Here is a 26,150-nt window from a genome sequence, read left to right as displayed (position 1 = left end):
CGTCCCGCGGGGCCCTTCCTCATGCGCTGCAGAATCATGGGCCGCAAATCCAGGCGCCGCAGACTCATGTGCCGCAGCCTCATGCGTCGCAGAGGCCACCGCGCACGGCGTGACGCAGGTCACACGCGAAAACCCTGAGAAAGCGCGCAACCATCCCCGGGCTTCACGGATCAAACCACGCGTAACACGGGCCACGCCCGTGCTCCCATACGCCACGGATCCCTTTGAGGTCTTCCATGAAGCTTCGCCGCGCCATGGTCACAGCAGCCGCGACGGCCGTCATAGCGCCGCTCGCCCTGCTGTCGGCGCCGAGCGCGTTCGCCACGGACGGCACGCAGTCCTCGGGTACCTCCGCGTCGCAGGATTCCTCCTCGACGTCGTCGCAGACCGAAGACCCGCAGTCGTCCGGCACCGACCAGCAGTCCCCCGACGACGAGAACACCGGCACGCCCGGCTCCGAGGCGGGCTCCCAGACCGAGGACTCCCCGTCCACCGGCTCCGAGAACAACACGGGCACGGGGGACGAGCAGGACCAGAACCCGTCCACTCCGTCCACTCCGTCGACGCCTTCCACCCCGTCGACCCCCTCCACCCCGACCACTCCGACCACCCCGGAGCAGGACACGCCCGGCGACGAGGACGACGACCTCCCGTACTGCGAGGACGTCGACGAGGAGTACGAGGAGGCGGCTCTCGACTCCGAGATCTCCGGCCTGCCCGGCAAGATCGTCGCGGGCAGCGGCTGGCACAACTTCTCCCTGAAGGTCACCAACACCTCGAAGGCCACCCTCAAGGAGGTCGCGGTCTACGCCGAGGTGGAGAACTTCGAGATCGACGACCCCAGCAAGTACCTGTCCCCGTACGTCGAGCTGGAGTTCCTCAACCCCGAGACCAAGAAGTGGGAAGAGATCCGGGACTCCTACGAGGACGAGGACGGCAACACCCAGGAGTGGGCCGGCGGCTACTTCTGGGGCGTCGAGTCGATGAAGCCGCAGGAGTACATCAAGGCCCAGCTGCGCCTGAACGTCCACAAGGACGCCCCGGTCGGTGACGGCTACTCCTTCGGCACCGGTGCCTACATCGACACGGTGAACGGCCAGGAGTGCATCGCCGAGAGCTACGGCACGGACGCCTACTTCACCGTGCTGGCGCCGGGCTCCTCCAACGAGGACCCGGGCGAGGCCGAGCCGGGCGACGGCTCCAAGAAGCCCACCCCGGAGACCAAGCCGCAGGGCGGCGTCTCGCAGCTGCCCGTCACCGGGAGCCTCGCCGAGACCGGCTCCAGCTCCGCGCTCCCGCTGATCGGCACGGTCGGCGGTGTCGCGATCCTCGCCGGTGCCGGTGTGGTGTTCGCGGTGCGTCGCCGCAAGGCCGACGCCAACGCGTGAGCTGATCCACTGACAGCAGAAGGGACCTGCGCTCGGAGGGGGGCGCAGGTCCCTTCTGTCGTTCCCGATCCGACCACTTCTTCTACGTCTTCGACGTCTCCTGCTTCTTCGTCGGCACCGTCGGCATCCCCAGGAACGGCAGCCGCAGCGCGCCGAACGCCTCCGGCGGGACCGCCGGGGACTTCGGCTCGACCGGCTGGAGACGGACGTACGCCGCGCCCTGCGGTGGGCGTGGGTCCTCCTCGCCCTTGTTCGGCCAGTACGACATCGCCCGCTCGGCCTGGGCCGTGATCGTCAGGGACGGGTTCACGCCGAGGTTCGCGGAGACGGCGGCGCCGTCGACGACCGAGATGCCCGGGTGGCCGTAGAGGCGGTGGTACGGGTCGATGACGCCGGTCTCGCGGGAGGCGCCGATCGGGCAGCCGCCCAGGAAGTGGGCGGTGAGCGGGGTGCCCATCAGCTCGCCCACGTTGGAGCCCGCGAAGCCGTTGATGTCGGCGGCGATCGCGGAGGCCGCCTCCGAGGCCGCCCTGATCTGCTTGGGATGGGGCGCGCCGTGGCCCTGGCGGGCGGTGAGCAGGCCCCGGCCGAGCCCGCCCGGCTTCAGGTACGTCGTCAGCGAGTTGTCCAACGACTGCATCACCAGGCCGATGATCGTCCGCTCCGACCAGCGGCGGTTGGACAGCGAGCGCAGCACGAGGAGGGGGTGGCGGGCCGCGTTCGCCAGCCAGCCGGCGACTCGGGAGGAGCCGTCCGCGTACGGGACCTGGAGGATCGACAGGCCGCCCATCGCGTTGGAGCCCTTGCCGTAGCGGACCGGCTCGATGTGGGTGTTCTCGTCCGGGTGGACGGAGGAGGTGATGGCGACGCCCCGGGTGAAGTCGACCCGCGGCTGCCCCGTCGCCCTGCGGTAGCGGCGGTTGTCCGTCTGGGCGCCCACCAGCGCCTCGGAGTTGGTCCGGGTCAGTTCGCCCAGCCGGTCGGAGAGGTAGGGCAGTTGGCGGTTCGCCTTCATGCGGTGCAGGAGGGTCTGGGTGCCGTAGGTGCCCGCCGCCAGGACCACGCGCCGAGCCGTGAACGTACGGCCTTTCGCCTTGCGGCGGTTGTCCGTCGGGAGGGTCGCCACCGCGTAGCCGCCCCGCGAGTCGTCGGTCACCGAGACGACCGTCGTCATGGGGTGGACGGTCGCGCCCGCCTTCTCGGCGAGGTGCAGGTAGTTCTCGTTGAGCGTGTTCTTCGCGCCGTGGCGGCAGCCCGTCATGCACTCGCCGCACTCCGTGCAGGCGTTGCGGGTGGGGCCCGCGCCACCGAAGTAGGGGTCGGGCACGGGTGCGCCCGGCGCGGCCTTCGCCGATCCGTCGGCGTCCTTGCCGTCGCCGAAGAAGACCCCGACCGGCGCCATGTGGAAGGTGTCGCCGACGCCCATCCGCTCCGCGGCCGCCTTCAGGTGGACGTCGGAGGGGGTCGTCGTCGGGTTCAGCCGTACGCCGAGCATGCGCCGGGCCTGGTCGTAGTACGGCTTCAGCTCCTCCTGCCAGTCGGTGATGTCCCGCCACTGGGGGTCGTCGAAGAAGGGCTTCGGCGGGACGTAGAGGGTGTTGGCGTAGTTCAGTGAGCCGCCGCCGACGCCCGCGCCGGCGAGGACCATCACATTGCCGAGGAGGTGGATGCGCTGGATTCCGAACAGGCCGAGTCCGGGGGCCCAGAGGTAGTTCCTCAGGTCCCAGGAGTTCTTGGGGAGGGTGTCACGGGTGAAGCGGCGGCCTGCCTCCAGCACACCCACCCGGTAGCCCTTCTCGGTGAGGCGGAGAGCGGTCACCGAGCCACCGAAACCTGATCCGACGACGATGACGTCGTAATCGTAGGCGTCGTTGCTCACGGGCACTCTCCCCACTACCGGAACCGGAACGCCTTCATGAGCCTCAGGCTGCGGCTCATGAACCGGGCGTACTGCTCGTCGTCCATCCCCAGCGACGGCGCCATCGGCAGCAGGCGCTGAAACGCCACCGTCTGGGCCTCCGTGTACTTGAGGATGCCCTCGGAGCCGTGGCGGCGGCCGAGGCCGGAGTCCTTCATGCCGCCCATGGGGGACTGGACGCTGCCGTAGGCGGGGGCGTAGCCGTCGTTGATGTTGACGGTGCCGGAGCGCAGGCGGGCGGCGATCTCGCGGCCGCGCCCGGCGTTCTTCGTCCAGACGGAGGAGTTCAGGCCGTACGGGGTGGCGTTGGCGTGCTCGACGGCCTCGTCGTCGGTCTTGAAGCGGTAGATCGAGACGACCGGACCAAACGTTTCCTCCGTGCAGACGGACATGGTCGGGTCGACGTCGTCGAGGATCGTGGGCTCGTAGAAGTACGGGCCGATGTCCGGGCGGGCGACTCCGCCGGCCACCACCCGGGCGCCCTGGGCCACGGCCTCCTCGACATGCCGGGTCACCGTCTCCAGTTGGCGTTCGCCGACCAGGGAGCCCATGTCGGCGCCGTACGCCAGGGAGGTGCCGAGCCGCATGGCCTTGGTGCGGGCGGCGAAACGCTCCACGAAGGCGTCGGCGACGGACTCGTGGACGTACAGCCGCTCGATGGAGATGCACAGCTGCCCGGCCGAGGAGAAGCAGGCGCGCACGGCGCCGGCGGCGGCCTTCTCCACGTCCGCGTCGTCCAGGACCAGCATGGCGTTCTTGCCGCCGAGTTCGAGGGAGACACCGACCAGGCGGGCGGCGGCGCCCCGGGCGACCTCGCGGCCGGTGCGGGTGGAGCCGGTGAAGGAGACGTAGTCGGCGTGCTTGACGACCTCGGGGCCGACCACGGGGCCCTCTCCGAGGACGACCTGGAAGACCTCGGCCGGCAGGCCCGCCTCGATGAGGAGGTCGCGTGCCCACAGGGCCGTCAGACAGGTCTCCGTGTCCGGCTTCATCACCACCGCGTTGCCCGCGACGAAGGCGGGCAGGGCGTCGCCGACCGACAGCTCCAGCGGGTAGTTCCAGGGGGCGATCTGACCCACGACACCGCGTGGGTGGCGCAGTTCGGTGGCCTTCGTGAGGGCCGGTACGGCGCCCGCGTGCCGCTTCGGTCTCAGGTACGCGGGGGCCTTGCGGCCGTAGTGGCGGGCGGCGACGGCGACGGCCTGGACCTCCTCGTGGGCGTGCAGGCGGGCCTTGCCGGTCTCCAGCTGTATCAGGTCCAGGACTTCGGCCTGGCGTTCGAGTACCAGGTCGTGGAAGCGCAGGAGGACCGCCGCGCGCTGCCGTACCGGGATCTGCGCCCAGACGGCCTGGGCGGCACGGGCCCGGTCGTAGGCGGCGGCCACGTCCTCGGGCGTGGACTCCGGCAGGTCGGCGAGCTTCTCGCCGGTGAACGGTGTGTGGTTGGCGGTCCGGCCCGAGCCGGCCACGCCCTTGGTGAGCTGGGCGACCAGCTCCGGGGTGACCACGTCGGCGGCGGTGCGGACGCCGGCCGGGGCGGGGGCGACGGGGTTGGTGCCGGTTGCGGCCTTCTCGGGAGCCTGCGCTTCGGTCATGAGGCGCAGGGTATGCGGAGGGACAGGCTTTGTGTACCCGTCGGTAATACGACTTCACCGAGTGCTTACATCCCGCCAGCGGCCACTGGCAACGAATGCGCTGATCAGGGAGGTTGTACGGCGGTTGTACGGCGGTCGTACGGTGGCGAGGCGGCTGGAAATCAGCTGTTCGGGTACTCCAGGATCCGCAGCCGGTCGTGGGCCGCCTCGAAGAGTGCCGCGACCTCTTTCCCCTCTGCCTCGCCATGCGCCGACTCGACCCGCAGTTCGTACTGTCGTTCGTCATCGGTGACGATCAACAGCTCGATGAGCCGGCGCCGGAGGCCCTCGTCCTCGCCATAGGTGGATTCGGACCGTACGGCGTCCCAGCCTCGGAAGGTGGTCGAGGTGTGCCGCGTGGTGGCGTTGTCGTAGATCTGCTTCCAGGTGCGCGCGTGTTCCGCCGCCTGGCCCATGAGGGTGCCCGGCGCCGTCTCCCACTGGGTGAGGCGCACCGTGACCTGGTCGTTCGAGTACTCGACCGTGCGGGGTTGGACCTTCGCGCTGCCTGAGCGGGCGAACTCCTGGTATTCGGCGGGGAGGTACAGGGTCGCGCTCATGTTCGGTTCGGGGTGGGCGAGCCAGCCGGCGGGAGCGGGGCTCGGTGTGGCGGTGGCGCTGGGGCTGGGGCTGGCGCTGGGCTTGGGGGAGGCCGGGTTGCCGGTGACCGCGTCGCTGTCCGCGCCGATGAGGAACGAGGTGCCGAGCGATATGCCGCCGACCAGGAGACCGCCGAGGAGGGCCAGGGGGACGGGGCGGCGGTGGAGCGGACGACGCAGGGACACCACCGGCTCAGAAGCCGCATCAGGACCGGTTCTCTCCGCCCCCAGCCGCACGGTCCGGATGTCGTCCCCGAACTCCCGCAGCTCGGAGGAGTCCTGGGGCTCCGGGTCCCCCGACGGCGCGTCCGCCGACGGCCAGTCACCCGGCTCCGACAACGTTTCCTGCCCCGCACACGCCTCCCCGTTCACCGCCGCCTCCAGAGCCGCCTCGGCCTGCGCCGCGTCCGGGCGCCCGGCGGGGTCCTTCGTCAGCAGCCGGGTGAGGAGGGGGCCCAGCGGCCCCGCCTGTTTCGGCTCGGGCGCGTCGGCGGCCAGGATCGCGGCGAGGGTCGACTCCAGCGTCGTACGGCGGAAGGGGGACCAGCCCTCCACGGCGGCGTACAGCAGGACCCCCAGGGACCACAGGTCGGAGGCCGGGCCGGCGCTGCGGCCGGACATGCGCTCGGGGGCGACGAACTCCAGGGAGCCGACGAACTCACCGCTGGCGGTGAGGGATTCCTCGCCCTGGACATGGGCGATGCCGAAGTCGGTGAGGACGACGCGGCCGTGCGCCCCGAGCAGGACGTTGGCCGGTTTCACGTCCCGGTGGACGATACCGACCGCGTGCGCGGCGCGCAGGGCGCCGAGGACGGCGAGGCCGATACGGGCGGCCTCGGCGGGTTCCAGCGGCCCCCGCTTGAGCACCTCGTGCAGGGACTCGCCGCGGACCAGCTCCATGACGATCCAGGGCAGCCCGTCGAGCCCGTCCAGGGCGTCCGCCGCCTCCTCCTCGACGACGACGTCATGGATGGAGACCGCACAGGGATGGTCGACCCGGGACGCCGCGCGGGCCTCGCGGTAGAGGCGGTGGGCGGCCCGGCGGTGCGACTCGTCGCCGGGTTCACCGGGCAACCGGGGTTGTTTGACGGCGACTTCGCGGTCGACCAGCTCGTCGTGGGCCCGCCAGACGGTGCCCATGCCGCCGGAGCCGATGCGTTCGAGCAGCCGGTAGCGTCCGCCGACTGTCCGGTTCCGGTTCCTGTCGCCTCCGGGGCCCCGGTCGTTGCTCATGCCCCATGAGTACCGTGCGGGGCCCTCGCTTGTCGACGCGGCCCCGGACGGGCACTCAGAGCTCGTCCAGCTCCAGGTGGGCGATCGCCGTGCGGGCCACCTCACGGCCCCGCTCGGTCACATCGCCCTTGCCGGGGTAGGCGACGGTCAGCTTGTACATGTCGCCCGCCACGCTCTTGTAGTAGAGGATCTGCATCTCGCGGGGGCGGGGGTCGGAGCTGTCGTCGGTGGTGTACCTGACGGTGTTCTGGGCGGCGGCGCGGCCGTGGAAGGTCACATCGTCGTCGGTCTCGGTCTCCGGGGCCTTCGGCATGTCGAGCCGGTAGTCGCCGTTCTTCTCGAACGTGCCGTTGTCGGCGTACATCTCGGCGCTCGCGGACGCCTCGATGTCGCCGCCCGTGTCCTCGGCCTTGCGCTCCACCGTCAGGACGACGGAGAGGACGCCGCTGGGGTCGGTGTACGCGACCCAGTGGTCGTCGTCCGTCTCCTTGGGGCGGGTCGGCTGGTAGTCGGTGGGGACGGCGAGCGTCGCCGTGAGGTCCTTCTCGTGGTGGGTGGCCCAGCCGGCGGGCAGCTTGCCGTCGTCGGAGGAGCCGGGGATCACCAGGTACGCCGTGGTCGCCGCCACCGCGACGAGGGCCGCGCCCAGCCCGAGCCACAGCGCGCGGCCCGTTCCCCGCTTCTTCCGCGGGACCTCGACCTCCCGCACGATCTGCGTGGGCTCCGGCGCGGGCGGGTTGGCGGCCGCCTCCAGCAGCGCGCGGACGCGGGCGGCGTCGGGGCGGTGCGCCGGGTCCTTGCGGAGCAGCCCGTTGATGACCTCGGCGAGCGGACCGGAGGCGGCGGCGGGCGGGGCGGGCGTCGCGTTGAGGACGGACTGCAGGGTCGCCGGGGTGTTGCTGCGGCGGAACGGGGAGACGCCCTCGGTCGCCGCGTACAGCACCACGCCCAGCGACCACAGGTCGGAGGCGGGGCCGGGCCGCTGGCCCAGCACCCGCTCGGGGGCGATGTACTCGGGCGAGCCGACGAAGCCGCCGGTGTCGGTCAGGCTGGTCTCGCCCTCGATCTGGGCGATGCCGAAGTCGGTCAGGACGACGCGGTCGTACCGCCCGAGCAGGACGTTGTCCGGCTTCACGTCCCGGTGCAGGATGCCCGCGGCGTGCGCGGCCTCCAGCGCGCCGAGCACCTGGAGGCCGACGCGGGCCGCGTCACGCGCGCCGAGCGTGCCCTCCTGGAGGGCGGCGCCCAGCGAGCGGCCGTGGACCAGCTCCATCACGATCCAGGGCTGTCCGTCGACGATGGCCACATCATGTACGTCGACGACGGCCGGATGGTCCAGGCGGGCGGCCGCGCGGGCCTCCCTGCGCATCCGTTCGAACGCGTTGGCCCGTTCACGTTCGGGAAGATGGTCCGGTACGCGGGGCTCCTTGACGGCGACCTCCCGGTCCACCGTCTCGTCCTGCGCCCGCCACACCGTGCCCATGCCACCGTGCCCCAGCTTGGCCAGCAGCCGGTAGCGGCCCGCGATGAGGCGACCGACACCGGCGGGCGGTGCGGGCACCGATGCCTGGTTCGGCGGTTGGTTCAGTGGTTGGTTCGGTGGTTGCAGTACAAAACTCGTGGTGTCGTCGGCCTGCTGACGGGCTCCCCCGAAGTCGTTCATGTGTCCATGCATATCGCGCCATGCGCACGCGCATCCACCGGGGGTGCGATTTACGAACGTGCCCGTTACGTACTCACGTGCCTACGAACGTGCCGACCGCCACATCGAAGTACTCCCGCGCCTCCCGCACCTTCCCGACCGGCGCCGACACCCACACGTCGTACAGCCGGCCGTCCTCCTCCCAGCACAGGTCGTAGGTGTGCCGGGGGCCCTCCGCCGTGCTGAAGCCGTCCCAGGTGAACTCCCAGAGGGCGGCGGGCCGTCCGCGGTGCGTGGTCCCGGTGACCCGGCCGTCGCGGTAACCGGGGTTGTCGGCGGGGCCCTCGGCGTCCGAGCGCCGCATCACCGCGAGCGGGCCGCCCGGTTCGGGGTCGGTGACCCGGATGCCGAGGCGGAAGGTGCCGCCCGGGGAGAGGTAGAAGACCCGCTCGCCCTGCGGGCTGCGCATGAACTCCTCGGGGACGGCGAGCGTGAACCCGGCGGGGTCGTCGGCGAGCCGGTAACCGGAGGGCGGGACGGTGGACGAGGTGGGGGCGGGGGTGTGGGTGACGGTGACCGTGGGAGCCGGGCCCGTCGACGTCCCCGGAGTCTGCGGCGCCGAACTCGTCGGCGTGCCGCCGCCCGCGCCGCCGTCGCGGTCGAGCAGCAGCGCCGCCGCCGACACCCCGGCGCCCGCCATCGCCGCGACCAGTGCCGCGGCCACCAGCACACTCCGCGTGGAGCGCGGCTCCCGGCCGGCCGCCGGCGGTACGGCACCGGCGTCCGGCCCCGGCAGCTGGGTGCGCTGCGTCGGCGTGTACTCGGTCGGCATCGGCGGCGTACGGCCGGTGTCCTGGAAGGCGCGCAGCAGCCGCTCCGCCTCCACCGCGTCCAGCCGCCGCTCCGGGTCACGCTCCAGCAGCCCCCGTACGACGGGAAGGAGCGGGTCGGCCTGCGGCGGCGTACGGATCTCGGCGAAGACGACCGCGTGCAGGATGCCGCCCAGCGAATCGCGGCGGAACGGCGACTCGCCGCTCAGCGCGGTGCACAGCAGCGCCCCCAGCGACCACAGATCGGACTCCGGCCCGGTGCGGGCGCCGGACATCCGCTCGGGCGCGGTGTACTCGGGCGAGCCGACGAAGGAGCCGGTCTCGGTGAGCGTGGTGGCGCCCGCGACCTGCGCGATCCCGAAGTCGGTGAGGACGACACGGTCGGTGCCGGACTCGATGAGGACGTTCGCGGGTTTGATGTCGCGGTGCAGCACACCGGCCGTGTGCGCCGCGCGCAGGGCGCCGAGCAGGGCGAGCCCGATCCGCGCGGCCTCGTCCGCGCCCACCGGGCCGCGCTCGGCGATCCGGTCGGCCAGCGAACCGCCGTCGACCAGCTCCATCACGATGTACGGGCGTTCGTCCTCCACGACCACGTCGTGCACGACGACGATGTGCGGGTGCCGCAGCTGGGCCACGGCACGCGCCTCGCGCAGGCTGCGGTCGCGGCGGTCACGGGCCTCGGTGTCGGAGCCGCCGGCGTCCTGGACCAGCTCCTTGACGGCGACCCTGCGCCCCAGCAGTTCGTCGGTGGCCCGCCAGACGATGCCCATGCCACCGCGTCCGAGCCGCTCGTGCAGCCGGTACCGCCCCGCGATCACACGGCAGTCGGCATCCCCCTCGGTCCCCATGCGCCCATCATGCCCCACCGGACGGCGCACTTCCGGGGCGGTCACCGGCCAACTCCCGCGGGCCGGTCAGGGCGTGGTGCCCGGCTCCCGCCAGCTGCGCAGCACCGCCTCGTACCACTCGGCCGTGGTGTCCCAGTCGGCGGCGGGCGAGGAGATTTGAAGCTCTCTCCCGGATGAATGAATCCGGGAGATTCCTGCCTACCTTGCGGTGGCGGGTTTGACGCCGTTCGAAGCGCGCCTGACGACTGCCCTCCCGGCAGCCGGGACGAGCGCGTGGCCCGTCCGGTATCGGTGAAGCACGGTGCGGGCGGCGTTGGTGTCGGCGTTGCCTTCCCAGCCGCACGCGGGGTTGTTGCACACGAACTCGGCCTGGTTCCTGCGGCTGCCGGGGGTCACCGTGTGGCACTGGGCGCATTCCTGCGAGGTGCCCGGGGCAGGGACCTCGGCCAGGAGCCCGCCCCGGCGAGCGAGCTTGTAGGCCAAGAGGCGCACGGTCCGTCCCCAGGCTTCGCCGAGGATGGACCGGTTCAGGCCGGCCTTCTGCGCGACCTGCCTGCCCGGCTGCTCGACGGTGCCCTGCGCGGACTTGGTCATGTTCGTGATGTGCAGTGCTTCGACGACCACCGTGCCGTACGTGTCAGCGATGGCGGTGGTGGTTTTGTGCTGCCAGTCCTCGCGTCGGCGCTTGGCTGTCGCGCGGATACGAGCGATCCGGTCGTAGGTCTTGCTCATGCGGCGGCTGGTGCGCTCGCCCTTCTTCCGGTGGCTCTTGCGGCGGGCCGCTCGCTGCTCGTGGTGGAGCAGGCGGGCTTCTTCCTTCTTGCTGAGCCAGGGGCCGTGTTCGGCGGTTTCGCCGTCGGACAGGGCCAGCGGGACGGTGATCCCGGCGTCGATGCCGACCTGAGGGCCGGGATGCGGGCCGGGGGCAGGGGCCAGGGTGGTGACGCGGAAGGCGATGTGCCAGCCCAGGGCATCCTTGACCAGCCGCGCCCCGGTGATCCTGTTGTCCTTGTCCGCGTGCTTGCCGACGGGGAGGTCTTTGGTCCAGCGGAAGCGGACCCGGCCGAGCCTGGGGATGTTGACCATGCCCCACCGGCGGTGCACCCGCACCACGTGCAGGTCGCGGCCCTGCGGGATGTCGATGCTCATCCTCGTGCGGAAGCGGGCCTTGAACTCCGGTGCCCGGGCCCGGCCCTCCCAGCAGTTCTTCCACGCCTGGAAGTACGTTTTCAGCACCGCCTGGGCGGCCTGCGCGGGCAGCACGCCGAGCCAGTCCAGCTCCCTGCGCCCCTCGCGGATGACCGCGTCGGCCGCCGCCAGGGTCCGCTTCGCCTTCGGCAGCATCGTCCACCAGTCGTGCAGCAGGTTCCAGGTGGTGCGCGCCGCATGCCCTTGTGCGTCCAGGACCGCCACCTGGGCAGGGTCGAGCGCCAGACGGGCACGATGCCCGAACTGCCGCTTCACCAGCCCTTGCCAGCTGTCCTGTTGCCCCATGAGCGTCGACGCTAGCTTGGTTTATCTCACCTCGCTGGAAGCCAAACAAAGATGTCAGAACCGGTCGCCACGTGGTCTACAACCTCCATGCCCGCTTGGTGTTTGTGACCACATACCGTCGTGGAGTGCTCACGGAGGCGATGCTGGACCGATGCGAGGAGATCATGCGGGAAGTCTGCGCGGACTTCGAGGCCGAACTGCGCGAGTTCAACGGCGAGCACGACCACGTCCAGCTCCTGGTGCACTGTCCGCCCAAGGCCGCCCTGCCGAGACTGGTGAACTCCCTCAAGAGCGTCTCCTCACGCCGCCTGCGCCAGGAGTTCGAACCCCACGTGCGCCGCTACCTGTGGGGCGGCCGCTTCTGGTCCGGCTCCTACCTCGCCGCCTCCTGCGGCAAAGCACCCCTCACCCTCGTCAAGCAGTACATCCGGCAGCAGCAGCGCCCGACCTGACCACGCTCACTCCGGCTCCGCCGGTATGCCGCCCCGACGCTCCGCGCCGGTTCATGACAGCACCAGACGCCGCGGCGCTACGACCGGATCGGCTTCACCTACGTCGTGAACGCCGGAGCACTACCGGTGAACTTGGTAGATGACGTACTCGGTGCCGTCGCGCGCGATGTACGTCTCCTCCTTCGCGCGGCGCGGCGGGGGGAAGTCGGTGTCCTTCGCCAGCGGGGTCCAGGTGTACTCCCACTCGGAGCCCCTGCGGTCACGGCGATCCGGATGAAGTGCTCGCCGCCGTCGGGCGTGTAGTCGATCTGCTTGAGGTCGCCGTCGTCCGGAGCAGCGATGGGGGATGGTGGGACGAACACGGCACCTTCGTGAATCTTGAAGCGTAGAGAACTCCATGATCCACAGAGGCTCTGTTCGCCTGCTTCCGGGGCTCGCCACCGACATCAACCGACCCAGTTCGGCAGGCGTGATGCATGCTCGGATCTTGGACAGGGGGCGGGTGAAGCTGGACGGACTTCGAGGACGTCTTGCCCCACTCATGTCCGATGGCCGAGTCTCGGATCTGGATCACCGAATTGCGGTGCTTTCGCGTACCGCATGACGAGAGGGACACGCGCATGAGTGACGGTCGGATCTTCCGCGAGGCGTGGATCGCCGGTGTGACCAAGCACTACCCCGGTGAACCGAAGCCCGGCTACATCACGCCTTGGGACGAGACGCCCGAGTGGGAGCGCGAGGCTGCCGCCGCCGTGTACGGACAAGTTCGGGACTTCATCAAGGTCAGCGAAGGGCACGCCACACGGCTCACCCGCGAGCAGAAGGGCCGCTTCGTCGCGATCTGCTGGACCGCGCAGATGTTCAAGCACTTCGAGGAGCCGAAGCCTGGATACGTCGCCGACTGGGCCGACCTCCCGGCCTGGCAGCGGGAGACAGACTCGGACATCTTCGAGCGCATCGAGCAGACCGTCTGAACCCCGAGAACGACGGGGCCCCCGTCCGGACCGCTCCGGGGCGGGGGTGACTCCTTGCGTAGCCATCAAGGTAGCCACGGAAGCGCTGTACCTGCACGTTTGTGCAGGTACAAGCGTTGCAGCGATTCTCCCCGGCGTAATGCTCGCCCAGCTCGAAATGCGCCACAAACCGCACGAGATCCTCCACTTCACCGCCGCTCTGGACCTGATCGCCGACATCACCGGCGCGATCGTCACCGCCAACGCCCTGCACACCGTCGCCGACCGCGCCCGCTACCTGCACTCACGTGGCGCCTTCGGCCTCTTCCTCCGTCAAGGAGAACCGGGCCGCCCTGTTCGCCCGGCTCGACGCGCTCGACTGGGACGAGACCACCAACGCGCACGTCACCGTGCACCGCACCGAGGAGACCAACTCAGGCCGCCACGAGATCAGGATCGTGCGCGTGCAGCCCCTCGGACCGGGCCAGGTGAATTTCCCGCACGCCACCCAGGCCCTGCTCGTGGAGCGGTACGCCACCGGCCGCGGTGCCCGGAAGATCCACGCGGACGCCGAACTCGGCATCACCACCGCCCCGTCCACCGTCGCCGACACCTCCGTCCTCGCCCGCTGAGTACGTGACCAGTGGACCATCGAGGCCCAGCACTTCGTCAGAGACGTGACCTTCGGCGAGGACGCCTGCCGGGCCCGCACCGGCAGCCTGCCCCGCACGCTCGCGACCTTCCGCAGCCTGGCGATCAGCCTCGCCCACCTCGCCGGATGGACCAACAACGCTGCAGCCCACGACCACTACCGCAACCAACCCGCCGTCGCCTTACGCGAACTCGGTCTCAACGGATGAGCACGCATCACGCCTGCCCGGTTCGGACGGGCCGGGCAAACGCCGGAGCCCTGCCGATCATGCACTCACGACCGCTGAAGAATCGAGGCCAATACTCCAGTCGAAGTTCGCTATCGCTGCTGGTCAGAGCCCTGTTTTGGAGTGCACTCGACTGACGCCTCGTCAGCTAGCGGGAGTTCGTGACCTTGGGCACGACGGGCCGTTGTGTTTGTCGTGCAAGACGATGTGCGGCCCGATGACTGGTCGGCGGAACTGGAAGAGTTGCTGGTGCGGATCGGTCACCGGTTCGGGCGGGTGGATCTGCGGCGGCGGATGCGGGCCTATGTGCACGGCCTGCACGGGCCGGTGGGCCGCAAGAACAGCTGGCAGCTGGCCGAGCATGCCGGTCACCGCACTCCCGCCGAGTTGCAGCACCTGCTGAGCCGCGCCTGCTGGGACCTCGACGAGATCCGCGATGACCTGCCGGAATACGTGGCCGAGAAGCTCGGGGACCAGACGGGTGTGCTGATCATTGAGGACACCGGGTTCATCAAGAAGGGCACGGTCTCGGCTGGGGTGCAGCGGCAGTACTCCGGCACCGCCGGCCGCACGGAGAACTGCCAGATCGGCGTGTTCGCCGCCTACTCCAGCGTCAGAGGCCGGGCGCTGGTGGACCGGGAACTCTACGGACCTCCGATCCGGGCCGCTAGGGGCCTCCCCCTGAGTGGTGGACACGCTGATACTGGATCTGCTTGATCCGGAGGAAGCGAGAAGACCGCCGATGGCGATGAAGGACTACTCGGACGAGTTCAAGGCCGATGCCGTGGCCCTGTACGAGTCCACGCCCGGGGCGACGTACAAGAGCATCGCCGCCGACCTGGGCATCAACCGGGCCACCCTGCGTGAGTGGGTGCTGCGGGACCGCGAACGCCGCGGCGCCGCCCCCGCTGCCCCCTCTGCGGGCGGGACGTCGTCGGCCCAGGCCAGGCAGACGACATCGTCCGCCGATCCGGACGAGCGGATCCGACAGCTGGAGGCCCGGGTGGCCGAACTCGAAGCGAGCGAGCGGAAGCTGGCGACCGAGCGGGACATACTCCGCAGGGCGGCCAAGTATTTCGCCGGGGAGACCAACTGGTGAGTCGCTTCCAGTTCGTCGCCGACCACCGGGACGCCTACGGCGTGAAGCGGCTGTGCGAGGTCTTGGGCCTGCACCGGTCCAGCTACTACAAATGGTTCTCCGGCCAGAAGGCGAGGTCGTCCCGGCAGAGCGAGGACCGGCTCCTGGCCGAGCGGATCCGCGAGGTCCACGGCGAGTCCGGCGGCGCCTACGGCTCCCCACGGGTGACCGCCGAACTCCGCGCGAAGGGCCTGCGGATCAACGAGAAGCGGGTCGCCCGCATCATGCGGACGTTCTCCATCACCGGCATCCGCCTGCGCAGACGCGTCCGCACCACCGTCCCGGACCCGGCAGCCTCACAGGTTCCGGACCTGTTCCAGCGGGACTTCACCGCCACCGAGCCGGGGCGGAAATACATGGGCGACATCACCTATCTCCCGCTCGCCGGCGGGGAGTTCCTCTATCTCGCGACCGTGCTGGACTGCTTCAGCCGCAAGGTCGTCGGCTGGTCCATCGCCGACCATATGCGCACCGGCCTGGTCGCCGACGCACGGCTAAGCTCACGCTCGCCGCGTGATCAACGAAGCGTGTCCACCATCACGGGGAAAGGCCCCTACGCCCAGGCGAAGATCCCCGACGCGTGCGCGTTCGCCACCAAGGGCGACCTTGCGAAGGCCATCATCATGCGGGCACTGGCCTCGCCGCTGCCGATCGCCTGGGTGACCGCCGACTCGGCCTACGGCCAGGAGTGGTGGCTGCGCCGCATGCTGGAGGAAACCGGCGTCGGCTACGTCCTGGCTGTGCCGAAGTCCCAACATGTCCACGCCGTCGGCCGCATCGACTTCGCCATCGCCCAGGCCCCCGAGGACGCCTGGGAACGCCACTCCTGCGGGGCTGGCGTGAAGGGGCCGCGCGTCTACGAATGGGCCGCAGCCCGGCTGCCCGCCATCGACGATTTCGACGGTGATGAGCCCACGCATGACCGGTGGGTGCTGGCCCGCCGCAGCCTGGCCCGTCCGGACGAGATCGCCTACTACCTCGCCTACGCGCCGGCCGGTACTCCCGTCGCCGAGCTGGTATGGATCGCCGGGGCGCGCTGGGCGATCGAGGAGGCATTCCAGGCCGCGAAGAACGAGTGCGGCCTGGATCAGTACGAGGTCCGCCGGCATCCCGGCTGGTACCGGCACATCACCCTGGCCATGCTCGCCCACGCCTTCCTCGCCGCGATGGCCGCCGCCGCGGGGACCGAAAGGGGCGGCAGAAACGGTTCCGACGCCCTCGCACCGCTCACCGTGGCGGAAATCCGGCGACTCCTGGCAACTGGCCACCCCACACCGACGCACCTGCGGCACACTGGCCATGCGCTGAACTGGTCCCGCTGGCGCCGCCGTCACGAGGCCACCGCCCGCCGCTGCCACTACCACCGTCGCACCCAAGGTCACGAACTCCCGCCACCTGACGAGGCGTCAGCCGAGTACACTCCAAAACAGGGCTCTGACCAGCAGCGATAGCGAACTGCGACTCAAGCACTAAGCCTGACCTCTGCCAGACCTATCACAGACATTCCAGTCGGGCACGTTGTCATTGGCCCTGCACACCAGAACGTAGACGTTCGTCCCCTCCACCAAGTCGATCGTCTTCGTCACGCAAGTACCCGCAGTACTTCTATTGACAACACTGCCGAACGCGGCACTCGTCTCGTAGTGGTACAGGCCACCCCAGACCGCATACCCGTCTGCGGAGACATCGCAGACCTTCAAAATGTCGCCGCTATGGTAAAATTTCGCGGTCCCCCCTCCGTAGCCCGCCAAGGGGGTATCGGTGCCAGCGTAGGCCGGGCTTGTGCTGACCGCCAACCCAAGCAGCAAGGCCGCAGACACCACCGCGATTCAAGCACTCCGCTTACGCATAGCACCACTCCTGCATTTCCTGACGCCCAGCCAGAGGCGGGCACGGCCGATCATGTCATGTACATGATCGCCACCGATGCGCAACTGTTCGGGCCGCATTCGCTATGGCTCCCGCCAGCCTCGCAATACCGCCTCGAACTGCTCGCGCGTGGTAGGCCAGTCCGAGGCAGGCGAGGCCATGTAGATTGCGTACTCAACGCCGTCCCTGGCCATGTAAATCACATCAACCGCGCGATACAGTTCCGGGAAATCCGTGTCTCTCGCCAGCGCGGTCCACGTGTATTCCCAACGAGAGCTCACAAGATCGCGGTAGTGGTCACGCCAAAGACCCAGCCGCTTGTAGTCGACCAGCCGCTGCCGGAGCTGCTGGTCCAGATCGCGCTGGTGCTCGTAGGGGTCGTCGTAGTCCGGGGAGGTGTCGACGGCGATCCGGACGAGGTGCTCGCCGTCGTCGGGCGTGTAGTCGATCTGTTTAAGGTCACCGTCGTCCTGGTAGACCTTCCGCTTCCAGCCCGTAGACGGCAAGGAAAGGCGGAATCCCAGGGGGTCGGTGTACTCGGCCCAAGAGTCGGGCACGACGCCCTCGGAGGCGGGCGTGCCTGTGACAAACGGCGACGGGCTCGGCGAGGCGGCCGACGGGCTGGCGCCGCCGCTCCTCATACCCCGATCCATCTGCTGTAGCACCACGGCGGTACCGCCGCCGACCAGCGCGGCCACGGCGACCACCAGCGCGAGCGTACGCAGCCAGCGACGCCGGGGCCGCGACGGCGGCTGTGCGGAACCGTCCATCGGAGTGGGGCCGATGGCGGTGACACCGGTCGTGCGCTGCGGCGGCACCGAGGCGTACGGGGTCGGCGTGCCCGGCGGGGTCTGCGCGCCACTCCCGTACGGCGGCGGCGTAGTGTGCGCACCGCTGCCGTAGGGCGTCGGCGCGCCGTGGGTCGTACGGTCCGGGCCCCCGTACTGCGCCGGCACGAACGGCTGAGCCGTCGTCACGTCGGGGCGGCGGCCCCCGGACACGTCGGCGAGCATCCGCTCGGCTTCGGCGGTGGTGGGCCGGGTGGCCGGGTCCTTGCGCAGCAGGGCGGTGATGACGGGGCCGAGCGGGCCGGCGTGGCGCGGCTCGTCGGCCTCCTCCTCGACGACGGCCTGCATGGTCGACAGGGGCGAGGTGCGGCGGAACGGCGAGCGGCCCTCCACCGCCGTGTACAGCGTGGCGCCGAGCGCCCACAGGTCGCAGGAGGGGCCGGGGTCATGGCCGCGGATGCGCTCGGGGGCGAGATAGTCGACGGAGCCGACGACCTCTCCGGTCCGCGTGATCGTCGTGTCGCCCTCGATCTGGGCGATGCCGAAGTCGGTGAGCAGGACCCGGCCGTCGTGGCCGAGGAGTACGTTGCCGGGCTTGACGTCGCGGTGCAGGACACCGGCGGAGTGCGCGGCGCGCAGGGCGCGCAGCACCCACAGCCCGATCCGGGCCGCCTCGGCGGGCTCGACCTTCCCGTCCTCCTTGACGGCGTCGGCGAGCGAACGGCCCTCGACCAGCTCCATCACGATCCAGGGGCGGCCGTCGTGCTCCAGCACGTCGTGCACGGTGACCACGGCGGAGTGGTTGATCCGCGCGGCCGCCCTGGCCTCGGCCCGGGTGCGGGCCAGCAGGATCGCCTGGTCGCTCTCGGAGACGTAGAGCGCGGCGGTCAGCTCCTTGATGGCGACGCCCCGGTGCAGCAGCTCGTCATGAGCACGCCACACTCGCCCCATGCCCCCGCTACCGATGGAATCGGCCAGCCGGTAGCGGCCCGCGAGGAGCTGGCCCTGCATCTGATTCACGTTGCCCCTCAATGGTTTTGACAGGGTCAGCGTAAAGAACCGGTCCGCATCCGGGAAACCGGCGCGGTGCCAGGGAGACCACACTGTGACGGTTGTCGCTTCTGCGGTCGTACGGGAACCGAACCGGCCGTTCCGCTCAGCCGGTGTACTGGTACGTCGACGACGCCTGCTCGTACAGCCGGGTCACCTCGTCCCGTTCGGCCTCCGGGCCGCGCAACTGGATGACGTGGTACCGCCCGTCGAGGAGGATCGCCAGGTTGCGCACGAACAGCTCCCGCCCGTCGCCGCCGGTCCAGGTGAACTGGCCCTCGGCCATGGTCCGTCCGCCCACCGTGGTGGTCCGCAGCCCGGAGGCGGTGGCCCAGCTGGAGTCGCGGTAGGGCTGCAGTTCGCTCTCCCGCTCCCGCTGGTAGGCCATCGGGTCACTGCCGTACTCGGCGGCCGAGTCCCGCCCGGGGACCACGATCAGCTCGAAGCCGGCGTGGGAGTACACGACCTGGCCCCGGCCGCCCCGCGCCGCGCGGTCCCAGCCGTTCGCGACGGCGATGCGGAAGCCTGCCTCGTCCGTCCGCAGGGTGAACCCGTCGGCGACGTCCGCGCCGCCGCCGGACTGGGTCTCGGGTGCGGAACTCCCGCTGTTCTGCGGGGCGGGTGAGGTCTGGTCGTCGGGGCGTGGCTCGCTGCTCGGTGACTGGGGCCCGCCGGCGGTGCCGCCGGTGGCGGACACGCCCCCCGTGCGCTCGGCACCGGCATTGTCACCGGACTTGGGCATGAACAGCATGGCGTACGCGATCGCCGCGGCCAGCGCGAGCAGGATCAGCACCAGCAGCGTGCGGCCGAGGCTGCGTGGCGAACGGGCCGTCTCCCGGCGCTTGTGGCGGGCGTGCGCGGGGAGCCCGGCGCGCCGTCTGCGCACCAGCTCGCCCCTGCGGCGGACGATCGGCAGCCTGGTCGGGTCGGCGGGCGGCGCGGCGATCACATGGGTGCCGGCCTCCGGCTCGGGCGCCGACCGCACGAGGGAGCGCAGCCAGCCGCGCAGCTCCTCGAAGTCGGGGCGCTCCGTGGGGTCCTGACGCAGCAACGACTCCACGACCGGCCTGAGCGGCCCGCACTCCTCGGCGAACGCGGGGGGCTCCGCGCACACCATCTGCACCAGCTCCGCCGTCGACTCCTCCGGGTACGGCGCATGCCCCTGTACGGCCCTGAAGAGCAGGGCGCCGAGCGCCCACAGGTCGGTGGCGGGCCCGATCGGCGCCGCCAGCTGCCAGTTCTCGTGCACCGGCCCGGCCTGCTCGGGCGCCCACCGCTCCGTCACCGGACCCACGACCGCCATCCGCGCCTGCCGCGCCCGCTCAGCGGCCAACGCGGTGGCGGGACCGCGCGCACCGGGCTTCCCGTCGGCGGGGGTTCCCCAACCGGGGGCGGAAGCGGAGCTGCCGGCGGGGCCGACACCTTCCGCACGCGCGGCGGGGACAGCTCCGGCGGAGGAACGGGAGGGGTGGCCTACGCCCTCGACCGGACCCGGGGGCAGGAGACCGGCGGGACGTCGCCCGTGGCCGGGGGCCGGGGGGACGAAGCCGCCTGGACGTCCCCCTTCACCCGAACCCTGAGACACGAACCCGTCAGCGCGCCCCCCTTCACCCGAACTCTGAGACACGAACCCATCGGGGCGTCGCCCTTCACCCGGACCCTGGGACACGAACCCGTCAGCGCGCCCCCCTTCACCCGAACCCTGAGACACGAACCCATCGGGGCGTCGCCCTTCACCCGGACCCTGGGACGCGAAGCCATCAGGGCGTCGCCCGTCGCCCAGGGCAGGGGATGCGAAGCCGTCCGGGGTGCGGGGCTCGAAGCCTGCCGGTACCGGGGGCACCGGACCGGTGGGGCGCGGAACTCCGGCCCCGGCAGCGGGACCCGGCGGTCGGCGGACGCCGTAGGGGTCGGCGATCTGCCCGGGCGGTTCCGCGCCCGCTCCGGCGGCCCCGCCGGACGCGCCGCGCTCACCGGCGGTGCCGCCCCCGGGCGTACCGGCCGTCGCAATGCCTTGGTCCGCGTACGGCGACGACCCGGCAGGGCCACTCCGGGACCCACCGGCCGCGCCAACGCCCGGAGCCCCATACGGCGACACCTCGGCGCCGCCCTCGTCCTCGCCCGGCGTACGCGCCCCGGGCAGTGCGGCTCGGCTGTTCTGCTGGGCCTCCTGGACGCGGGCCGCTGCTCGGGCGCCCGCGCGGTATGCGGCGATGGCGCCGGCTCGGGCCGCCCTGATGTCGCCGTGGGTGTCCGGGGCCCGGGGGGCCGGCGCCCGTGACGCCGCAGCCTCGTTGGACGTGGTCGCGGATGCCGGTGGCAGCCCGCCGGCCGCCCGTGCCTCGATGGCCGCGCGCCGGGCGGCCTCCGCGTCGCCCGCGGTGATCCCCTGCGCGCCGGTTCCGCCGGAGGACACGGCACCGGCAGCCGTCGTACCCGCCCCCGGACCCTGGACGCCCGGAGCCCCCGCACCCGGCAGTGGCCCGTCCTCCGCCGGAACCGGGTCGTAGCCGCACAGCGCCTCCTCCGCCGCGCCGACCGCGAGGCCGGTCAGCATGACGCGGCCGTCGTCGCAGACGAGGACGGTGCGGGCGGTGATGTTGCGGTGCACCCAGCCGTGTGCGTGCAGCACCCGCAGCGCCGTGACCACGTCGGAGGCGACCTCGGCCGCCCGGTACGGCGTCAGCGTCCGCTCGGCGAGCAGCGCCGCCAGCGGCCGCGCGGCCACCAACTCGCTGACGACCCACAGCGAACCGCCGTCGGCGAACACGTCGAAGACCTGGTCGAGCCGGGGATGGTCGGGTATCCGCGCCGCGGCCTGCGCCGCCTCCACGGCCCGCCGCACGGCGGGGTCGGCGGGCCGCCGCGCGCTCGCGGCCCCGCGTACCGGCACCCCGCGCTCCCGTGCCGCCGCGAACCCGTCGGGCAGCCCCTCCGCGTCGAGCACCTCCGCCTCGACGACCTCCGGCAACGGCACCTGCCGGACCAGCACTTCCTGCCCGCTGTAGGTGTCGAAGGCCCGCGTCTCGGTGAGTTCGTACTCCTCGGAGGGCGGCAGCGGCAGGCGGTAGCGGTCGGCGAGCACCCGCCCCGCATAGTCGTCCACGATGCCTCCCCCGGCCGCCCGGTCGGTCAAATCCGTTCGTGTCGCGTTCCGTTCCGCGCGCGCATACGGCTGCGTACGGTCCGCAGGCACTCACGATACGTGCCGGAGGCAACCCGCAAAGAGGGGATGCCGGATATCACTTCTTGGGCTGGAAGGTCTCCGTGAACGTTTCCCAGGCCGTGACCCGCTCCGAGCTGCTCCAGTCGGCGGCCTTCGCCGTGAACATCAGCGCGTACCCCTGGCGGTCGCTGACCACGAAGCCCCGGTCGACGGTCCGGTACCTGGTGCCGTTCTCCAGGTAGCTGAACTCCCAGTCGGCCGTGTTCCAGTCGCGGTACTCCACCGCCTCTATCCGGATCTTCTGGTAGCCGGTGCGCTTCATGTAGCGCGCCTGGTTCTCCCAGTCCGCGACCGGGTCGTCCTTCGGTGTGCTGGTCCAGGCGACCAGCAGCTTCTGCCCGTCGGGGCCGGTGAACCGGTCCCCCGCCGCGCTGTTGCGCTGGAACGACCACCCGGCGGGCAGCCCGATCGAGTAGCCCTGGCCGCCCTTGTACGTCGTCACGGCCGCCGCGCCACCGCCGGCACCGGGCGACACCTGCCGGCCGGTCCCCCCGGTCGCGGTGGCGCCGCTCTCCGGGGCGGTTCCGGTTCCGGCGGACGCGTCTGCCGTCGGGGACTCCTCGGCGGCCCCGTCCGTGTGGGCGCCACCCTTCTCGTCGTCCTTGGTGTCGGCGCTCGCACTGCCGCTCGCCACCGCCCGTGAACCGCCGTCACCGGCGCCGTTGGTGTCGTCGTCGCCGCTCAACGCGAAGGCCAGCACCGTGCCCAGCACGGCCAGCACGGCCACCACCGCGATGATCACCAGCGTCCGCTTCGGCACCACATCGGTCAGCGGCGCCCTGGGCACCGGCCGGGGCGGCGGCAGATCGGCCGGCGGAGTCATCACGGGCCAACCGGAACTCCGGCCGCCGCCGGGACGGTTCGCCTCAGCACCGGCGGCGCCGGAGGAGCTGGGGAAACTCGCCGCGCCCGAGGAGGCACCCGGCACACCCGGGGAGGCCGTCGGCGCCGTGAAGGCGGCAGTGGTGGCAGCCGAGCCGTCCCCCACCGCGGCACCGGACACACCTGACGCACCCACAGCGCCCCGCGTGCCAGACGTAGCCGCAGCACCCGCAGCCGCATTCGCCGCAGCACCTGCCGTACCCGCCGGGGCCCCACTCCCGCCTCCGGACCGCCCCCGGGACGCCGCCGCCGAAGTCGCCGCCCCGGCCGCGACCGCGGCCTTGCGTACCGACCGCAGCGCCCCCCGCAGCTTCTCGGCCGCCTCGCCGCCCCCCGAACTCCCCCTGTCGCCGGGGCCGTCGGGCTGAGCGGGCAGCGGCACGACCTTGGTCGCGTCCGCCGGGTCGGTGTCCCTGGGCCCGGGCGCGTGGATCACCGCGTTGAGCATGGCCCGGGCGCCCGCGTCGTCGAGACGCCGGGCGGGGTCCTTGGTGAGCAGGCCGTAGATGACGTCGCGCAACGGACCGGCGTTCTTCGGCTCCTCCAGCGGCTCGGTCATCACCGCGGTGAGCGTGGCGATCGCCGAGCCCTTGTCGTACGGCGGGGTGCCCTCGACCGCCGCGTACAGCAGACCGCCGAGCGACCACAGGTCGGCCGCGGGGCCGGGCCGGTGTCCGCGGGCGCGCTCCGGGGAGATGTAGGAGGGGGCGCCGACGAGCATGCCGGTGGACGTGATGGACGGGTCGCCCTCGACCTGGGCGATACCGAAGTCGGTGAGCACGACACGGTCGGTGCCGGACTCCAGCAGGACGTTCGACGGCTTCACGTCGCGGTGCAGGATGCCCTCGCGGTGCGCCGAGCGCAGCACGTCGAGGATGGCGAGCCCGACCTCGGCGGCGCGCCGCGGGTCGAGCAGGCCGTCCTCGCGGATGACCTCGGCGAGGGACTTGCCCTCGACCAGTTCCATCACGATCCACGGCCGGTCGTCCTCGTCGACCACGTCGAAGACCGTCACCGCGCTGTTGTTGCGGATCCGGGCGATGGCCTTGGCCTCACGCAGCGTCCGTGTGATGAGCCGGCGCTTCTCCTCCTCGTCGATGTTCGACGGGAACCGCAGCTCCTTGACGGCGACGGTGCGCCCGAGGGTCTCGTCCTCGGCGCGCCACACCGTCCCCATGCCGCCGCGGCCGAGTACGTCTCCCAGCCGGTACCGCCCGGCGAGGAGACGTGCGCTCTTGTCCTGACGGGATGTCCCCGCCCGCTCCGCCTCCGACATGCGTCCCCTCAAGCAAACCGCCCTGACAGAGCCTTCATTGTCCCTCACCCGACAAGTGCTCGATGCCCAGGGGGCCACTGCGGGCACCTACTCGGGGACGTATTCCGGCCAATCCCCACAACACTCTTCGGCCACGCAACAGGGCGCTGGTCACCGGGGACTGAGCGTGACTCACCACAGGCCCGTGCGTGACTCACAAAGGCACGATGTCCGGCGCCCCGAGCCGTGCCGCGTCCGCCGTATGGTCGTCGGGCTGGAGCTGGGACTCCCGCTCGGCCTCGACCCGTTTCTGGTAGTGCTCGACCTCGCGTTCGATCTGGTCCTTGCCCCAGCCCAGCACCGGCGCCATCAGTTCGGCGGCCTCCCGCGCGCAGCGGGTGCCCCGGTCGAAGGTCTCGATGGAGATACGGGTGCGCCGGGTCAGCACGTCGTCGAGGTGCCGGGCGCCCTCGTGGGAGGCGGCGTAGACGATCTCGGCGCGCAGATAGTCGTCGGCGGACTGCAGCGGCTCGGCGAGCGAGGGGTCGGAGGCGATGAGGTCGAGGATCTCCTCGGCCATCGATCCGAAGCGGTTCAGCAGATGCTCGACGCGCACGACGTGCAGTCCGGTGCGGGCGGCGATCCGCGCCCGCGCGTTCCACAGCGCCCGGTAGCCCTCCGCGCCCAGCAGCGGTACGTCCTCGGTGACGCAGTCGGCGACCCGCAGGTCGAGCCCGTGCACGGCCTCGTCGACGGCGTCCTTCGCCATCACCCGGTACGTCGTGTACTTGCCGCCCGCGACGACGACCAGACCCGGCACCGGGTGGGCGACGGTGTGCTCGCGGGAGAGTTTGCTGGTGGCGTCCGACTCGCCGGCCAGCAGCGGTCGCAGGCCCGCGTACACGCCCTCCACGTCGTCCCTGGTCAGCGGCACCGCGAGCACCGAGTTCACCCGGTCAAGGAGATAGTCGATGTCCGCGCTGGAGGCGGCCGGGTGGGCCTTGTCGAGGTCCCAGTCGGTGTCGGTGGTGCCGATGATCCAGTGCCGGCCCCAGGGGATGACGAACAGCACGGACTTCTCCGTGCGCAGGATCAGGCCCGTCGTGGAGTGGATGCGGTCCTTGGGCACGACCAGGTGGATGCCCTTGGACGCGCGCACATGGAACTGACCGCGCGAACCGACCATCGCCTGCGTGTCGTCGGTCCACACACCGGTGGCGTTGACGATCTGCTTGGCCCGGATCTCGTACTCCCCGCCGCCCTCGACGTCCTGCACCCGCGCCCCGACCACCCGCTCGCCCTCGCGCAGGAAGCCGGTCACCCGGGCGCGGTTGGCGGCCTTCGCGCCGTACGCCGCGGCGGTGCGCACCAGGGTGGCGACGAACCGCGCGTCGTCCATCTGCGCGTCGTAGTACTGCAGCGCGCCGATCAGCGCCTCCTTCTTCAGCGCGGGTGCGACACGCAGGGCCTGACGGCGGCTCAGGTGACGGTGGACGGGCAGGCCGCGGCCGTGTCCGCGGGCCATCGACATGGCGTCGTAGAGCGCGACGCCGGATCCGGCGTACAGCCGCTCCCAGCCCTTGTGCTGAAGGGGGTACAGGAAGGGGACGGGCCGGACGAGGTGGGGGGCCAGCCGCTCCAGCAGCAGGCCGCGTTCCTTCAGCGCCTCGCGCACGAGGGCGAAGTCGAGCATCTCCAGATAGCGCAGGCCGCCGTGGATCAGCTTGCTGGACCGGCTCGAAGTGCCCGACGCCCAGTCGCGTGCCTCCACCAGGCCGGTGGACAGACCGCGGGTGACCGCGTCGAGGGCGGTGCCCGCACCGACCACACCGCCTCCCACGACCAGCACGTCCAGTTCGCGCTCGGCCATGGCCGCCAGTGATTCGGCCCGTTGCGCCGGCCCCAGTGCCGCTGTCCTCACCGCTGCCTCCCGCTGTCCGTGTCGTCCTTACCTCATGCCCAGATTCTGACCGGGTTGCCCGACTTCAGCCACCACGCGGCCCCCAACCTGTGGACAACTCCCACGGACCCGGAGCGGGCCGACGGGGCAACACAGCAGATCGCCGAAGAAAC

The 26,150-nt window shown here is 71.3% G+C and carries 18 protein-coding genes and 2 pseudogenes; 9 read left to right on the top strand and 11 right to left on the bottom strand.

Annotated elements, in window-relative coordinates; genetic code table 11:
* Positions 1-236: 236 nt before the first annotated feature.
* Positions 237-1,388: an LAETG motif-containing sortase-dependent surface protein gene (locus tag ACH5AC_RS00735; protein WP_398859332.1), complete on the top strand. Its 1,152-nt coding sequence runs from the start codon at positions 237-239 to the stop codon at positions 1,386-1,388.
* 82 nt (positions 1,389-1,470) lie between these two features.
* Here ACH5AC_RS00735 and ACH5AC_RS00730 read toward each other — a convergent pair whose 3' ends face one another.
* From ACH5AC_RS00730 to ACH5AC_RS00710, 5 genes are all read right to left on the bottom strand, one after another.
* Positions 1,471-3,267: a GMC family oxidoreductase N-terminal domain-containing protein gene (locus ACH5AC_RS00730; RefSeq protein ID WP_398859331.1), complete on the bottom strand. Its 1,797-nt coding sequence runs from the start codon at positions 3,265-3,267 to the stop codon at positions 1,471-1,473.
* 14 nt (positions 3,268-3,281) lie between these two features.
* Entirely contained in the window at positions 3,282-4,901 is a 1,620-nt protein-coding gene (locus ACH5AC_RS00725; RefSeq protein ID WP_398859330.1) for a succinic semialdehyde dehydrogenase, read from the bottom strand.
* Positions 4,902-5,062: 161 nt separating this feature from the next.
* Positions 5,063-6,772, bottom strand: a complete 1,710-nt coding sequence (locus tag ACH5AC_RS00720) for a serine/threonine-protein kinase (protein ID WP_398859329.1) — start codon at positions 6,770-6,772, stop codon at positions 5,063-5,065.
* Positions 6,773-6,827: 55 nt separating this feature from the next.
* Positions 6,828-8,435 carry a serine/threonine-protein kinase gene (locus ACH5AC_RS00715; protein WP_398859327.1) on the bottom strand — a complete coding sequence of 536 codons (1,608 nt, stop codon included), beginning with the start codon at positions 8,433-8,435 and terminating at the stop codon, positions 6,828-6,830.
* Positions 8,436-8,508: 73 nt separating this feature from the next.
* Complete coding sequence (locus ACH5AC_RS00710) at positions 8,509-10,092, bottom strand: protein kinase (RefSeq protein ID WP_398859326.1); 1,584 nt, start codon at positions 10,090-10,092, stop codon at positions 8,509-8,511.
* On the opposite strand from ACH5AC_RS00710, the gene ACH5AC_RS00705 reads away from it, so the two are divergent.
* The gene (locus ACH5AC_RS00705; RefSeq protein WP_398859324.1) at positions 10,091-10,252 is read left to right on the top strand and encodes a hypothetical protein; all 162 of its coding nucleotides are present in this window, start codon (positions 10,091-10,093) and stop codon (positions 10,250-10,252) included. The two genes, ACH5AC_RS00710 and ACH5AC_RS00705, sit on opposite strands and share 2 nt — an antisense overlap.
* A gap of 38 nt (positions 10,253-10,290) precedes the next feature.
* On the opposite strand, the gene ACH5AC_RS00700 is transcribed toward ACH5AC_RS00705, so the two are convergent.
* A complete protein-coding gene (locus tag ACH5AC_RS00700) occupies positions 10,291-11,586 on the bottom strand; it encodes an RNA-guided endonuclease InsQ/TnpB family protein (RefSeq protein ID WP_398859323.1) in 1,296 nt (431 codons plus the stop codon).
* A 23-nt stretch (positions 11,587-11,609) separates the two neighbouring features.
* Here ACH5AC_RS00700 and tnpA point away from each other — a divergent pair, with 23 nt between their 5' ends.
* The gene (tnpA, locus tag ACH5AC_RS00695) at positions 11,610-12,038 is read left to right on the top strand and encodes an IS200/IS605 family transposase (RefSeq protein ID WP_398860044.1); all 429 of its coding nucleotides are present in this window, start codon (positions 11,610-11,612) and stop codon (positions 12,036-12,038) included.
* Positions 12,039-12,173: 135 nt separating this feature from the next.
* Here tnpA and ACH5AC_RS00690 read toward each other — a convergent pair.
* Positions 12,174-12,361 (bottom strand): annotated as a pseudogene (locus tag ACH5AC_RS00690) (serine/threonine protein kinase); the annotation flags it as partial.
* Positions 12,362-12,658: 297 nt separating this feature from the next.
* Here ACH5AC_RS00690 and ACH5AC_RS00685 point away from each other — a divergent pair.
* The 6 genes and pseudogenes from ACH5AC_RS00685 (at position 12,659) to ACH5AC_RS00660 (ending at position 16,458) form a co-directional block, all read left to right on the top strand.
* Positions 12,659-13,012 carry a hypothetical protein gene (locus ACH5AC_RS00685; RefSeq protein WP_398859322.1) on the top strand — a complete coding sequence of 118 codons (354 nt, stop codon included), beginning with the start codon at positions 12,659-12,661 and terminating at the stop codon, positions 13,010-13,012.
* 287 nt (positions 13,013-13,299) lie between these two features.
* Positions 13,300-13,623 (top strand): hypothetical protein, encoded by a 324-nt coding sequence (locus tag ACH5AC_RS00680; RefSeq protein WP_398859321.1) that lies wholly within the window; start codon positions 13,300-13,302, stop codon positions 13,621-13,623.
* A 45-nt stretch (positions 13,624-13,668) separates the two neighbouring features.
* A complete protein-coding gene (locus tag ACH5AC_RS00675; protein WP_398859320.1) occupies positions 13,669-13,851 on the top strand; it encodes a hypothetical protein in 183 nt (60 codons plus the stop codon).
* A gap of 225 nt (positions 13,852-14,076) precedes the next feature.
* A pseudogene (locus ACH5AC_RS00670) lies at positions 14,077-14,523 on the top strand (transposase); the annotation flags it as partial.
* Between the two features lie 88 nt (positions 14,524-14,611).
* Complete coding sequence (locus ACH5AC_RS00665) at positions 14,612-14,968, top strand: transposase (RefSeq protein WP_398859319.1); 357 nt, start codon at positions 14,612-14,614, stop codon at positions 14,966-14,968.
* A complete protein-coding gene (locus ACH5AC_RS00660; RefSeq protein WP_398859318.1) occupies positions 14,965-16,458 on the top strand; it encodes an IS701 family transposase in 1,494 nt (497 codons plus the stop codon). Before ACH5AC_RS00665 ends, ACH5AC_RS00660 begins: the two co-directional genes overlap by 4 nt.
* Before the next feature lie 501 nt (positions 16,459-16,959).
* On the opposite strand, the gene ACH5AC_RS00655 is transcribed toward ACH5AC_RS00660, so the two are convergent.
* From ACH5AC_RS00655 to ACH5AC_RS00640, 4 genes are all read right to left on the bottom strand, one after another.
* Positions 16,960-18,675, bottom strand: a complete 1,716-nt coding sequence (locus tag ACH5AC_RS00655; RefSeq protein WP_398860043.1) for a protein kinase — start codon at positions 18,673-18,675, stop codon at positions 16,960-16,962.
* Positions 18,676-18,820: 145 nt separating this feature from the next.
* Positions 18,821-21,820 carry a protein kinase gene (locus ACH5AC_RS00650; RefSeq protein ID WP_398859317.1) on the bottom strand — a complete coding sequence of 1,000 codons (3,000 nt, stop codon included), beginning with the start codon at positions 21,818-21,820 and terminating at the stop codon, positions 18,821-18,823.
* A 136-nt stretch (positions 21,821-21,956) separates the two neighbouring features.
* Entirely contained in the window at positions 21,957-24,098 is a 2,142-nt protein-coding gene (locus ACH5AC_RS00645; RefSeq protein WP_398859316.1) for a serine/threonine-protein kinase, read from the bottom strand.
* A 193-nt stretch (positions 24,099-24,291) separates the two neighbouring features.
* A complete protein-coding gene (locus ACH5AC_RS00640; protein WP_398859315.1) occupies positions 24,292-25,998 on the bottom strand; it encodes a glycerol-3-phosphate dehydrogenase/oxidase in 1,707 nt (568 codons plus the stop codon).
* Between the last annotated feature and the right edge of the window lie 152 nt (positions 25,999-26,150).

It is taken from the genome of Streptomyces sp. NPDC018693, from assembly GCF_044391385.1.
Taxonomy (GTDB): domain Bacteria; phylum Actinomycetota; class Actinomycetes; order Streptomycetales; family Streptomycetaceae; genus Streptomyces.
The sequence above is the reverse complement of the archived record's forward strand: the minus strand, read 5'-3'. Positions and strand labels throughout refer to the sequence as shown.

Excerpts from the sequence above, each read along its gene's own strand:
- ACH5AC_RS00735 (WP_398859332.1), top strand. The coding sequence starts at position 237 with ATGAAGCTTCGCCGCGCCATGGTCACAGCAGCCGCGACGGCCGTCATA.
- ACH5AC_RS00725 (WP_398859330.1), bottom strand. The coding sequence starts at position 4,901 with ATGACCGAAGCGCAGGCTCCCGAGAAGGCCGCAACCGGCACCAACCCC.
- ACH5AC_RS00720 (WP_398859329.1), bottom strand. The coding sequence starts at position 6,772 with ATGAGCAACGACCGGGGCCCCGGAGGCGACAGGAACCGGAACCGGACA.
- ACH5AC_RS00715 (WP_398859327.1), bottom strand. The coding sequence starts at position 8,435 with ATGAACGACTTCGGGGGAGCCCGTCAGCAGGCCGACGACACCACGAGT.
- ACH5AC_RS00705 (WP_398859324.1), top strand. The coding sequence starts at position 10,091 with ATGCGCCCATCATGCCCCACCGGACGGCGCACTTCCGGGGCGGTCACC.
- ACH5AC_RS00710 (WP_398859326.1), bottom strand. The coding sequence starts at position 10,092 with ATGGGGACCGAGGGGGATGCCGACTGCCGTGTGATCGCGGGGCGGTAC.
- ACH5AC_RS00700 (WP_398859323.1), bottom strand. The coding sequence starts at position 11,586 with ATGGGGCAACAGGACAGCTGGCAAGGGCTGGTGAAGCGGCAGTTCGGG.
- ACH5AC_RS00685 (WP_398859322.1), top strand. The coding sequence starts at position 12,659 with ATGAGTGACGGTCGGATCTTCCGCGAGGCGTGGATCGCCGGTGTGACC.
- ACH5AC_RS00665 (WP_398859319.1), top strand. The coding sequence starts at position 14,612 with ATGGCGATGAAGGACTACTCGGACGAGTTCAAGGCCGATGCCGTGGCC.
- ACH5AC_RS00655 (WP_398860043.1), bottom strand. The coding sequence starts at position 18,675 with ATGCAGGGCCAGCTCCTCGCGGGCCGCTACCGGCTGGCCGATTCCATC.
- ACH5AC_RS00645 (WP_398859316.1), bottom strand. The coding sequence starts at position 24,098 with ATGTCGGAGGCGGAGCGGGCGGGGACATCCCGTCAGGACAAGAGCGCA.